The sequence below is a fragment of the Caproiciproducens sp. MSJ-32 genome (assembly GCF_018918055.1).
GTDB lineage: Bacteria > Bacillota > Clostridia > Clostridiales > Clostridiaceae > Clostridium.
Genome location: NZ_JAHLPS010000023.1, coordinates 14,097 through 27,335, shown reverse-complemented (window position 1 = coordinate 27,335; position 13,239 = coordinate 14,097). Strand labels below are relative to the sequence as shown.

Sequence of the window (13,239 nt, the reverse complement as noted above, 5' to 3'; positions counted from 1 at the left end):
TGTTTTTTAAGAATGGACAAAAGGCTTATTTGTCGACCATTTTAGATGCCGCTACAAACGAAGTTTTAGCTTATAACCTTTCTAATAGTTTAAAAATAGATATAGTAATTGATACTATTAAAGGATGAAACATATATCAATGAGTGTAAAACATTTCAGGAATTAATTACTGAAATAGATGATTATATTGATTATTATAATAACTATAGATCTCAGTGGATTTTAAAAAAGATGACTCCTGTCCGATACAGAAGTCATCTTCTTGAAGCTGTTTCATAGTCTTTTTTTAAACTGTCCTTGACAAGGGGTACATTTTAATTAATTGTTGGACTTTTTTATTAATTTTCTTTTTTTGCTATTCCTATTCCAAGTTCATCTAACTGCTTTTTATCAACTATATTTGGTGCTTCACTTAAATAGTCAAAGGCATTTTGATTTTTTGGGAAGGCAATAACATCTTTAATATTTTCTGTTCCAGCTAAGAACATAATCATTCTATCTAATCCAAAAGCTAAACCTCCATGTGGTGGTGGTCCAAATTTAAAAGCATCTATTAAGAATCCAAATCTTTCTTGAGCAGATTCCTCAGTAAATCCTAAAGCTTTAAACATTCTCTTTTGAAGGGCTGAATCATGAATTCTTATTGATCCACCTCCTAATTCTTCTCCATTTAATACTAAGTCATAAGCCTTAGCTCTAACTGCTCCAGGATTTGTTTCTAATAAGTCTATATCTTCATCCATTGGTGATGTAAATGGATGGTGAGCCGCAAAATATCTTCCTTCCTCTTCATCATATTCAAGTAATGGGAATTCTGTAATCCAAACAAAATTAAACTCGTTCTTGTCTTTTATTAATTCAAATTCCTTTGCTAAGTGTAATCTTAAAGCACCTAAACTTTGTAATACCACAGAATTTTTATCCGCTACTATAAAAATAGCATCTCCAGTTTCTGCTTTTGTTGAATTTATTATTGAATTAGTAACTTCTTCTGTTAAGAATTTAGATATTGATGATTTAACTCCATCTTCCTTTATTTGAATCCATGCTAATCCCTTAGCTTTATAAGTTTTCACAAATTCTGCTAATTTATCAATTTGCTTCCTTCCAAGGTTAGCACCACCTTTTAAACATAAAGCTCTAACAGAACCGCCATTTTCTATTGCAGATTTAAATACTACAAAATCCATATCCTTGACATCTTCAGTGATATTTATTATTTCCATTCCAAATCTTAAATCAGGCTTATCTGAGCCGTATTTTTCCATTGCATCTTTATACTTCATTCTCTTAATAGGAAGCTTAATGTCAGCTCCTGCAACTTCTTTAAATACGTGAGCTATTAATCCTTCATTTAAGGCCATTACATCATCTTGATCAACAAAACTCATCTCAAGGTCAACTTGAGTAAATTCTGGTTGTCTATTAGCCCTTAAATCTTCATCTCTAAAGCATTTTACTATTTGATAGTATTTATCAAAGCCTGATACCATCAATAATTGCTTAAATATTTGAGGAGATTGAGGAAGAGCATAGAACATTCCTGGATAATTTCTTGATGGCACAAGATAATCCCTTGCTCCTTCTGGAGTACTCTTTGTTAACATTGGAGTTTCTATATCTAAAAATCCATTTCTATCTAAGTAATCACGTATAGCCTTTGTTGTTTTGCTTCTTATCATAAATATTTTTTGCATATCTGGTCTTCTAAGGTCCAAATATCTATATTTAAGTCTAATTCTTTCATCTGCATCTAAGCCTTCTTTTATATATATTGGTGGTGTTTCTGATTCTGATAGCACCTTTAAGCTTTCGCATTTTAATTCAACAAAACCAGTTGGTAGATTTTCATTTGGTGCTTCTCTTAATACAACTTCTCCTGTAACAGCAATACAATATTCTGGTTTTACTCCTTTAGCCTTTTCAAAAGCTTCTGCATTTATTTCTTCACCAAAAACTATTTGCATTATTCCTGTTCTATCTCTTAGATCGATAAATTGCAATCCACCTAATTTTCTATTTCTTTGAACCCATCCCATTAAAGTAATTTTTTGAGACACATGTGTTTCTCTAACTTCTCCACACATCATAGTTCTTTTTAAACCATTTAAAGCCTCACCCATATTGTCTTCCTCCTTAATTATTTAGAACATTTTTAATAGTTTCTATATTATCTAAACTTGCTTCAAACTGTTCTCCATCACTCATTCTCTTAATTTTTAGAAGCTTATTTTCAAGTTCATCATCACCTAAGATTGTAGTATATAAAGCACCTATTTTATTTGCATACTTCATTTCCGCCTTAATACTTCTACCCATGTGATTTATTTCAGTTTTTATTCCAATTTCTCTCAGTTTCTTAGCTAAAACAAAGGCTTCCATTTTAGCCTTATCACCTCTAGAACCTATATAAAGATCTATATAAGCTTCATGAGGTATCTCTATTCCTTCTTGTTCTAGAGTCATTATTAATCTTTCTAATCCTAATCCAAAACCTACAGCTGGCATTTCAGGACCGCCTATTTCCTCAATAAGCTTATCATATCTTCCACCACCACAAACAGTAAAATCTTCATTTAATATCTCAAATATTGTTTTAGTATAATAATCTAATCCCCTTACAATACCCGGATCTACCTTATATTCAATATTTAAAGCATCTAAATATTTTTTTACTTCTGTAAAGTGATCATTACATTCTTCACATATATAATCTAAAATTATTGGTGCATTTTTAGTTATATCATTACATTTTTTTTCTTTACAATCAAGTATCCTCATTGGATTCTTTTCAAATCTTGTTTTACAAACATCACATAAGTCATCATAATTTTCTTTTAAATAACTTTTTAATGCTTCATTATACTTTGGTCTACATTTTGGACAGCCTAAATTATTAATATTTAAACTCAAACTTTTAAGGCCTAATCTCTTTAAAGCTTCCATTGCTAAAGAAATTACTTCAGCATCCATAGATGGTTCTTTTGAACCAAACATTTCTACTCCATATTGATGAAATTGTCTAAGTCTTCCCTTTTGTACATTTTCATATCTAAAACATGGAATAATGTAATATAGTTTTGTTGGTTGTGCTTCATTAAAAAGTCTATTTTCTATGAAAGCTCTTACAGAAGGTGCAGTTCCTTCAGGCTTTAAAGTAATACTTCTATCACCTTTGTCTTTAAAAGTATACATTTCCTTTTGAACTATATCAGTTGTTTCTCCAACTCCTCTTAAAAATAACTCTGTATGCTCAAAAATCGGCGTTCTAATTTCTCTTACTCCAAAAGCTTTTGAAACTTCTCTCAATATTCCTTCTACATATTGCCATTTATAAGCGTCTTGTGGAAGCATATCTTTTGTCCCTTTTGGTGCTTGGATCTCCATTAATATCTCCTCCTATTTTAAATAAAGTGTATCTAACAACTTTTTCTTTTCTTCAACCATTTCACTTATTCTATTTATATATTCTTTAATATCCTTTACGTTTCCAAATCTTTCAATTCTATTATTATCGAAGAAAACTACTTTGGAAACAGCATCGGCTCCCAAGGCAATAATCGTTTGCTTATCTTCAATCATTTCTATATTATATAAATTTTCTTTACCCCTTTTACTGTAGCCGATATTCTCCATGTTTCCTACCATATTTTTTTGCCTATACATATAATAAGGTTCTAATCCTAATTCTTTAGCAAGATTTCTGCTTGCTTCATACATTTCTGAGAGTTCACTTTGTTTTTTTAGTTGAATACCTTTTTTTAATATAAAGTTTTCATGCAATATTGAAGCTCTTTTTAAAGATAAACCATGAACTGTTAAGCTATCTGGTTTTAATTTTAATATTTCCTCCACAGTATGTTTAACCTCATTTATGCCTTCACCAGGCAAACCAATAATTATATCCATATTAATATCATCAAAGCCAAGCTTCCTTGCAAGCTTGAATACTTCAATAACTTCCTTTGATGTATGTCCTCTTCCTATCATCTTTAAGGTTTTATCATTCATTGTTTGAGGATTAATGCTTATTCTTGTTGTATTATATTTTTTCATTGTTTCTAATTTTTCAATAGTTATACTATCAGGTCTACCACATTCAACAGTAAATTCCTTGACATTTCTGTTCAATATAAAGCTATTATATATTTTTTCCATTATAAATTCAAAATCCTTATTATTTACTGAAGTCGGTGTTCCTCCTCCAAAATAAACACTTTCAATGTTTAAATTTCTTTCATTAATATACTGCTCCATTTCAGAGATTTCATAAGATAAAGCATTTAAATAAGGATTTATATTTTTCTTATTGCTGCCTATTGGATTAGCTGTAAAAGAACAATAAAAGCACCTTGTTGGACAAAAAGCCATTCCTATATAAACCCCTATATTTTTTTCATCCTTATTTACAAAATTTTTTTCTTTTTTAGCAATTTCTATACATAGTTTTGCTTTTTCTTCAGAAGCTAAATATTTTTCTTGAAAAATTTCAACTATTTTTTCTTCACTAAATCCTTCCTCTAAATGTTTTAGAGCTATTTTTGAAGGTCTTATTCCTACTAAAGTTCCCCATGGGTAATAATCTCCAGTTATGTCTTTTAATGAAGAGAAAACTAGTTTTTTAATATCATCTTTAATATGCTCACTTGTATTAATTTCTTTAAAATAATCCTTATATTTAAAATTTGCTTTCCCTTCAAAAATGTTTAATATATATTCCCCTTCCTCTTGAAATTTTATTTCATCCAAAGGATAATATATATTAAACATTTGAAAAACATCATATCTATATTTTAAATCATTTAATTTAATAACTATTTTCATTTGTTCTCCTTTTAAACTAGAAAAGGATTTTTACTCCTTTCCTTTGAAATCGTTGTTTTATCCCCATGACCAGGATATACCTCAATGTTGTCATCTAAGATCATTAGTTTATTTTTTATATTGCTTATAAGATCATGAAAGTTTCCACCTGACAAATCTGTTCTTCCTATTGAGCCTTTAAATAAAGTATCACCACTAAATAATTTATCTTCTACTAAGTAACAAGTTCCACCTACAGTATGGCCTGGAGTAAAGATAGGCTTAAAATTTAAGCTTCCAACAGTAACATTTTCACCTTCTGTTACATATTTATACTTACTCTCTAATTTAGTAAAAAGGCCTGAAGTATCCATATTCATATATTCAGCCTCTGCTTCATTTAAATATACTTCCGCATCAAATTTTACTTTTAATTCATCAACAGCTCCATTATGATCAAAATGACAATGAGTTAAAAATATTGCTTCTAAGTCTGCCCCATAAGCTTCTATTTTTTTTGAAATATACTCAGCTCCTGCACCTGGATCTATAAGTACTGCCTTATTTGTATTTTCATCTATTATTAAATAACAATTTTCCTCCATTCTACCAACTATTAAAGTTTCAACTTTCATGTTAAACCTCCTTAAAAATTACGCTTACTATCAATCATCAATGTAACAGGTCCATCATTTTGAATATCTACTTTCATATTAGCTCCAAATTCTCCTGTTTCTACTTTTATTGAAGCTTCCTTCAACATAGCAACAAAATTATCATATAAAGCCTTTGCTTTTTCTCCAGCTTCTGCCTCCATAAAATTAGGTCTTCTTCCCTTTCTACAGTCACCGTATAAAGTAAATTGTGAAATAACTAAAATTTCACCCTTAACATCTAATAAGGATAAATTCATTTTACCATCTTTATCTTCAAAAATTCTAAGATTTAATATTTTATCCTTCATATATTTAAGATCGTCAACTGTATCTTCTTTTGATATTCCTATTAATACATTAAGACCCTTATTAATTGATCCTACAACTTTATTATCTATTATTACCTTTGAAGATGTAACTCTTTGTACAACTGCTCTCATAATCTCACCTAACTATTCATTCTATAGACATCCATTACGCCTTTTACTCTTCTTATTTTTCTCATTATTTCCTTTAGCTGCTCAACAGAATAAATTCTAATTTTAATATTTACTTTAGCAATATTACCTTTTGCTGTTTGAGCATTTATCGAGCTTATGGCTAATTTACTTTCAGAAATTATATTAATGATATCTGCTAAAATTCCTTCTCTATCATCAGATTCAACTTGAATTTCTGCAATATAATCAGCTCCCTTGGCTTTTCCCCAAGAAACCTGTATCACCTTATTCTTATCATGCTCAATTAATGATTTTAAATTACTGCAATCTGTCCTATGAACCGAAACTCCTCTTCCTTTTGTAATATATCCCTTTATATCATCATCTGGTACAGGATTGCAGCATTTAGCGAACCTTACCATTAAGTTGCTTTCGCCTTTAACTGTAATTCCATAATCCTTTGCAATCTTATTCTTATTTGAAGATTTATCAGATTTAGCTATTTGCTCTTCAATCGATCTATTAATAGTTTCAGCACTTTGTTTTTCAATTATATTTTCTTCTTTTAATTTTGATATAAAAGAAGATGCTGATAATTGTCCAACTCCAATAGCTGCATATAAATCTTCCATACTGTTAATATTATATCTTTTAGTTAGTTTCTCATAACTTTCCCCTTTTGCAATATCTGAATAATTAACTCCCTGTTTCTTTAATTCCCTTTCAAACTGTTCCTTACCCTTTATTATATTTTCATCTTTTTTAATCTTTTTAAACCATTGCCTAATTTTACTTTTTGCTTGATTGCTTTTTACTATATTAAGCCAATCCATATTTGGCCCTTTTGCATTTTTAGATGTTAAAATTTCAACAATTTCACCAGTTTTTAATTTATAATCAAGGGGAACTATTTTCCCATTTACCTTTGCACCAACACATCTATTTCCCACATCAGTATGAATTCTATAGGCAAAATCTATCGGTGTTGCTCCACTAGGAAGATTTATTACTACACCTTTTGGTGTAAAAACAAATACTTCATCAGCAAACAAATCTATTTTGAAACCTTCTATAAATTCTTCTGCATCGGCAGTTTCCTTTTGCCATTCAAGCATATCTCTAAGCCATGCAAGTTTGCTTTCAAAACTTTGCTCTCTATCTTCCTTTCCACTATCTCCTTCTTTATACTTCCAATGAGCTGCTATACCGTATTCAGCTGTTTTATGCATTTCAAAAGTTCTTATTTGAATTTCAAAAGGCTTACCTTGAGGTCCAATAACTGTTGTATGCAAAGATTGATACATATTAGGCTTAGGCATTGCTATATAATCTTTAAATCTGCCTGGAATAGGTTTATAAATTGTATGTACAATTCCAAGGACACCATAACAATCTTTAACTGTATTTACTAATATTCTTATTGCCGTTAAATCAAATATTTCTTCAATAGTTTTATTTTTATTAACCATTTTTTTGTAAATACTATAAAAATGTTTTGGCCTGCCTTCGATATCTGAATCAATTTCTGCTTCTTCGAGCTTTTTATGTAAATCTTCTATAATACTGGCTATATAAACTTCTCTTTCTGCCCTTTTTTGTGCTATCTGCTTTACTAGATCGTAATAAACCTCTTCATGAAGATATCTAAAAGACAGATCTTCTAATTCCCACTTAATTTTTGATATACCAAGTCTATGCGCTAAAGGGGCGTATATATCTAAAGTTTCTTTTGCTTTTTGCTTCTGCTTTTCCTTTGGCATATATTTTAAAGTTCTTAGGTTATGTAATCTATCTGCCAGCTTAATTATTATTACTCTTATATCCTTTGCCATTGCAAGAAGCATTTTTCTGACATTATCAGCTTGCTGTTCTTCTTTAGATTTATATTCTATTTTCCCCAGCTTAGTTACTCCTTGAACCAAATTTGCAATTTCTTCATTAAATAAATTTTTTAAATCATCATAGGTATATTCCGTATCTTCGATAACATCGTGAAGGAGCCCTGCTGCTATAGTACTTGTATCCATACCCATCTCTGCTAAAATTATTGCAACATCTATAGGATGAGTAATATAAGGCTCTCCTGATTCTCTTTTTTGACTCTTATGAGCATCATTTGCAATTTCAAAAGCCTTTTTAATTATATCTTTATCTATATTATGAGAATTTTCGTATATCTTTTCTAACAGCCCTTCGTACATGGGAAAATCTCCTTTATTGATTTAGTCTAAAATAATTGGCTGGTTAAACAACCAGCCATTTTCTTCTATTATATAATATATTTTTTAATATTTCAATAATATTAAAATTCATAATCTACTAAAGACATTATATCATATTTAGCTAACTTTTCTCTTCCCTTTAGTCCTGTTAGCTCAATAGCAAAATCTATAGATACTACTTCTCCACCAGCTAATTCTACTAGTTTTGCAACAGCTCCAATAGTTCCTCCTGTTGCTAATAAATCATCTACAATTGCAACTCTTTGTCCTTTTTTAATAGCATCCTTGTGTATTTCTAAGGTATCAGTTCCATATTCTAAATCATATGTTATTGAAACAGTTTCACCAGGTAATTTACCTGCTTTTCTTACTGGAACAAATCCAACTCCCAATGCATAAGCAACAGGTACACCATAAATAAATCCTCTGGCTTCCGGTCCTACTATTAAATCTATATTTTTGTCTTTTAAATATTCAACGATTTTGTCTATAGAATATCTTAGTGCTTCTCCATCACCTATTACTGTTGTTATGTCTTTAAAACTAATTCCTTCTTTAGGGAAATTTTCAATTATTCTTATTTTCTCTTTTAGATTCATAATAATCCTCCATTACTAAAAATTATAAACTATATGATTATTTTATACATGAGTTTTATACAATATAATTTTACTATTGTAATCAAAATAATCATATAGTTTTCTTTGATTTATTTAAATATTTAGTTATTTGGTCTGCCCTATCCTTTTCCTTTGTAGTAAGTAACTCAATTATTATTCTTGCATTATCATTAATTTTTACTGCATTTATAGTTGGAGTAATCACATCAATTATATGTAGCATAAAATCCAAATTCATATTTTTTATATTATAATAATCCATTATTGCTCTTAAACCATGATTATTGGTATTAAATAAAAACTTTTGACCTTCCTTAATAAAAATCTCACTTTCTCCTCTTATGGGAACTTGAGCCCAATGCTCGCCAATAACAATCAAATCCAAGTATTTATTAATACATTTAATATTATAATAGATTGCTATAGCTTGCATTAATTTAAAGGTCAATCCACTAATAGAAAGACTTTTATATCTATATTGACAACTTTTCTGATTTGGATTTATATATATGTACTTTTTTTCAACATTAACTTCTTTATTTTCCAAAACTACCAAACTTATACCTAAATTTTTACAAAGCTCTTCTTCTTCCTCTGATTTTAGATCAATTCCTAGTGCAATTAAAACTTCTCCTCCAAGAAAATTAACTTCATTATTAATATCTTCTAAAGTTATTCCATTAGCAAAATTCTCATCATGGATTACATATTCTACATCAGCATTTAAATACTTTAAAACTAGAATTAAAGAGGATAAAGCACATAATCCATCTACATTAGGAATTCCATAGACAATTATTTTCTTTCGATTATTTATGGCCTCTACCATCTGCTCAAGAGCTTTATTCATATTTTTAAGTATAAAGGGATTATATCCATTAATATAATTTGGACTATAAATACTCTCCCAAAACTTACGCATTATAAACTCCTCCAAAAAATCTAGAAAACACATATATTATAATGGAAAATGTGCAATATTACAATGATTTATAAGTAAAAAGTAATAAACCTCCATTATATTTGGAGGCATTACTTATTTTTATTTATTTTATTATCAAAATACTAAACCTTATTAACATTTTTCTTTATTCTAAATTGTTTATTGCTCTTTAGAATGCTGTTAACTGATGATTTTAAGAATAACTTTGTTATAACTATAGAAGAAATTATATTTACTATTGAAGCCATCAAAATTATCACTGCTGGACTTTTAATTGATAAAGGCAACAAATAATATAATATAACTGCTATAATAAAAATTATTATATTTATTTTAAATACAATCGAATTCCCCTTTTCAGTACCATCAGCCACTGCACTTTTAAGATTTTTGGATAAAGGTATTTCTCTGCTTACTTTTTCTAATATTATAATATTGGATAAAAGTGCAATAAGTATGGAGAATATCAATGCAAGTAAACTATTTACAGTAAAAGCTAAATCAATTTCTGTATAAGCAATCAATGTTAGCGTAATACTTAATAGTACAGATAAACTTCCAAAAAGCCCTGGAATTTTATAATAAGCTATTGTCAATATAAAGATGACTATAATTCCTATTATTATTCCTTTAACAATATTTGAATAAGCATTTTCTCCTAAACTAGGTCCTACTGTTTCAGTATCTTCAGCAGTTATATTTCCTATAATAGCTCCAGAGTTTATAAGGTCTACAAATTCCTCTGCCTCTGACAAATCATATACTCCTGTAATTTCTAACTTTCCGTCAGTTATTGCTTCATCAATAGTTTCAGTAGAAATTAAATCATCATCTAAATATATCTTTATTGATTTATCTATATTATTTTCTGTAAAATCTGAAAAAGTTAATTTAGTTTCTTCTGTGAATATTAAATTTATTTTTATTGAATATCCCTCTACGATATAATCTGCTTCTTTAATATCGTCTTGTGTAAAAATAACCTTATCTTCTTCATCTTTAATTTCAACTTTTCCATTGTGAGTTAATCTATCTATTACAGAATCTATGTTAACATTATTTCTTATATTAACTCTAATCCCCTTTTCATCTTCAATAGCAGTATAACTATTATCAATATCCATTTGTTTTAATCTTTTTTCGATTACTTCTAAATTTTTCTTTAATACTTCCTCTGAAATATCCTCCTTATCCTTTTCTATTATTAATAAGGTTGAAGATCCTCCTCCTAAATCAAGCCCTTTTGTAATTACTTTATCAAAAGATTTTATCTCATAGGGACCTATAATTGCTCCATGAAAACCTAAATAAGATAATAATAATACAAATAAAGTAATTATTGTTATTAATACGGAACCTTTCTTATTGCCTTTTCCCTTCATGTTATTCCTCCTCTGGTAATTTACCTTAATTATATTAGTTCTTTTATATAAACAATTATTTCACTATGTGGAATACCATTATTATACATTTTATAAGTAATTATTAAAAGGTTATTTTATTATTTTTACTAAAAATTTAATATGTAAATAAAAGATTACGAAGAATGTACAATATAGAATGTAAAACAAAGGTAAACCATCCTTTATTATGTATTATCCATTCTACATTGTACATTAAAAAGCACTATGCACTTTTTTACAAGTTTACTCCAAGCATTCCTGAAAAAGCACCTATTAAAAGGCATAAAGCAAACTTAATAAAATCATATACAGTCAAACTCGCTTCTGCTCCAAATAATATCCCTATAAGATATAATGATATGTAAAAGATGCATCCTACCGAAAGTCCAATAATCCATCCTTTACTACCATAAGTTTTTACAGCTATTACTGTACCTATTAAAAGAGCCAAACAGGATATAACAACATAAATAATGTTAAATAATCCATCAGGTAAAGTTATGCTATTCATAACAAAAGATAAAATAGCTGTAACTAAAAATGTTGCCATTAGAGCAAAAATTAATCCTTTTAAAATACTTTTAAAATAATTTTCCCATTCCATAAAACTCACCCCCCAATATTAAATATATTATCTATTGAAGGGTATTATTCTACTATTTCTCTTTATTTACCTTTGATGCTACACCATTTTTTACTATTTTAAGCCTAGTTTTCTCAGCACTAGTTTCTATTACTAAATTATCTTCTTCTATTTTTATAATTCTTCCTATTATTCCACCCTTTGTGATAATTTCATCATTTTTTTGCAAGAAAGACAACATTTCCTTATATTGTTTATTCCTCTTCTTTTCAGGTAAAATCATCATAAAATACATAACAGCAAATAATCCAACAAATGGTAAAAACACTCCTATTATTTCCATAAAATTCTCCCTTCCATTTTTTGCATAAAGACAATCATTTCCATCCAAATAAAATTTTAATTTTTAACTATTATTTATTATCTCCGCTCTTCCATTCTCTTAACTTTTGCTCTTTAAAGGCTTTAAAATTACCATTTTCTATAGCTTTTCTTATATCTTCCATAAGTTTATTGTAGAAATAAAGATTATGAAGTACACATAATCTCATTGCTAACATTTCCTTTGCCTTAAATAAATGTCTAATATAAGCTCTTGTATAGCTTCTACAAGCTGGACATTGACATCCTTCATCTATTGGATTAGTATCTAATTCAAACTTTGCATTCATAAGATTTATTTTTCCATACTTAGTGAAAACATGACCATGTCTTCCATTTCTTGCTGGTAAAACACAGTCAAAGAAATCAACACCTCTATCTACTGCTTCTAATATATTTTCTGGTGTTCCAACTCCCATTAAATAAATAGGCTTATCTTCAGGTAGATGAGGAACTACTGCTTCTATAATTCTATACATTTCCTCATGAGTTTCTCCAACAGCTAAACCACCAATAGCATATCCATCTAAATCCATCTTTGCTATAGTTTTAGCATGTTCTATTCTTATATCTTCATAGCAACCACCTTGATTTATTCCAAATAGCATTTGTTCCTTATTTATAGTTTCCTCTAAAGAATTTAATCTATCTAATTCTGCTTTACATCTTTCAAGCCATCTTGTTGTTCTTGCAACTGATTTTTCAACATATTCTCTTGTTGAAGGATTTGGTATACATTCATCAAAAGCCATTGCAATAGTTGAGGCTAAATTACTTTGAATTTGCATAGATTCTTCTGGTCCCATAAATACCTTTCTTCCATCTATATGAGAGTTAAAATAAACTCCTTCTTCCTCTATTCTTCTAATATTTGAAAGTGAAAACACTTGAAAACCGCCTGAATCTGTTAATATTGGTCTATCCCAATTCATAAATTTATGTAATCCACCTAATTTATACACTACCTTATCAGAAGGTCTTAAATGTAAATGATATGTGTTTGATAATTCTACCTGACAGCCAATTTCCTTTAAATCCATAGTGGAAACAGCACCCTTAATAACAGCTAAGGTCCCGACATTCATAAATACAGGTGTTTCTATTGTTCCATGAGGAGTTTCAAATCTTCCCCTTCTTGCATTTCCATCTTTTTTTAATAAAGTATATCTTTTTTTACTCAATATTCCT

Annotated in this window: 12 protein-coding genes and 1 pseudogene; 1 reads left to right on the top strand and 12 read right to left on the bottom strand. The window is 28.8% G+C overall.

Annotation, left to right across the window (positions count from 1 at the left end; translation table 11 throughout):
- A pseudogene (locus KQI16_RS02740) lies at positions 1 to 279 on the top strand (IS3 family transposase); the annotation flags it as partial.
- A 59-nt stretch (positions 280 to 338) separates the two neighbouring features.
- On the opposite strand, the gene aspS reads toward KQI16_RS02740, so the two are convergent.
- The 12 genes from aspS to tgt form a co-directional block, all read right to left on the bottom strand.
- Positions 339 to 2,123 (bottom strand): aspartate--tRNA ligase, encoded by a 1,785-nt coding sequence (gene aspS / locus KQI16_RS02735; protein WP_216432037.1) that lies wholly within the window; start codon positions 2,121 to 2,123, stop codon positions 339 to 341.
- Between the two features lie 13 nt (positions 2,124 to 2,136).
- Entirely contained in the window at positions 2,137 to 3,393 is a 1,257-nt protein-coding gene (gene hisS / locus KQI16_RS02730) for a histidine--tRNA ligase (protein ID WP_216432041.1), read from the bottom strand.
- A gap of 6 nt (positions 3,394 to 3,399) precedes the next feature.
- A complete protein-coding gene (locus KQI16_RS02725) occupies positions 3,400 to 4,824 on the bottom strand; it encodes a coproporphyrinogen III oxidase (protein WP_216432035.1) in 1,425 nt (474 codons plus the stop codon).
- An 11-nt stretch (positions 4,825 to 4,835) separates the two neighbouring features.
- Positions 4,836 to 5,438: an MBL fold metallo-hydrolase gene (locus tag KQI16_RS02720; RefSeq protein WP_216432033.1), complete on the bottom strand. Its 603-nt coding sequence runs from the start codon at positions 5,436 to 5,438 to the stop codon at positions 4,836 to 4,838.
- An 11-nt stretch (positions 5,439 to 5,449) separates the two neighbouring features.
- Positions 5,450 to 5,899 carry a D-aminoacyl-tRNA deacylase gene (dtd, locus tag KQI16_RS02715; RefSeq protein WP_216432032.1) on the bottom strand — a complete coding sequence of 150 codons (450 nt, stop codon included), beginning with the start codon at positions 5,897 to 5,899 and terminating at the stop codon, positions 5,450 to 5,452.
- A gap of 8 nt (positions 5,900 to 5,907) precedes the next feature.
- Positions 5,908 to 8,100 (bottom strand): RelA/SpoT family protein, encoded by a 2,193-nt coding sequence (locus KQI16_RS02710; protein WP_216432030.1) that lies wholly within the window; start codon positions 8,098 to 8,100, stop codon positions 5,908 to 5,910.
- Between the two features lie 101 nt (positions 8,101 to 8,201).
- The gene (locus KQI16_RS02705) at positions 8,202 to 8,720 is read right to left on the bottom strand and encodes an adenine phosphoribosyltransferase (protein ID WP_216432028.1); all 519 of its coding nucleotides are present in this window, start codon (positions 8,718 to 8,720) and stop codon (positions 8,202 to 8,204) included.
- Between the two features lie 91 nt (positions 8,721 to 8,811).
- Positions 8,812 to 9,663 (bottom strand): DHH family phosphoesterase, encoded by an 852-nt coding sequence (locus KQI16_RS02700; protein ID WP_216432026.1) that lies wholly within the window; start codon positions 9,661 to 9,663, stop codon positions 8,812 to 8,814.
- Between the two features lie 143 nt (positions 9,664 to 9,806).
- The gene (locus KQI16_RS02695; RefSeq protein WP_216432024.1) at positions 9,807 to 11,066 is read right to left on the bottom strand and encodes a SecDF P1 head subdomain-containing protein; all 1,260 of its coding nucleotides are present in this window, start codon (positions 11,064 to 11,066) and stop codon (positions 9,807 to 9,809) included.
- A 256-nt stretch (positions 11,067 to 11,322) separates the two neighbouring features.
- On the bottom strand, positions 11,323 to 11,691 hold the full coding sequence (locus KQI16_RS02690) for a TIGR04086 family membrane protein (RefSeq protein ID WP_216432022.1): 369 nt from the start codon (positions 11,689 to 11,691) through the stop codon (positions 11,323 to 11,325).
- A gap of 52 nt (positions 11,692 to 11,743) precedes the next feature.
- Positions 11,744 to 12,013: a preprotein translocase subunit YajC gene (gene yajC, locus KQI16_RS02685; RefSeq protein ID WP_216432020.1), complete on the bottom strand. Its 270-nt coding sequence runs from the start codon at positions 12,011 to 12,013 to the stop codon at positions 11,744 to 11,746.
- Positions 12,014 to 12,083: 70 nt separating this feature from the next.
- Positions 12,084 to 13,232 carry a tRNA guanosine(34) transglycosylase Tgt gene (gene tgt, locus KQI16_RS02680; RefSeq protein WP_216432019.1) on the bottom strand — a complete coding sequence of 383 codons (1,149 nt, stop codon included), beginning with the start codon at positions 13,230 to 13,232 and terminating at the stop codon, positions 12,084 to 12,086.
- Positions 13,233 to 13,239 lie beyond the last annotated feature (7 nt).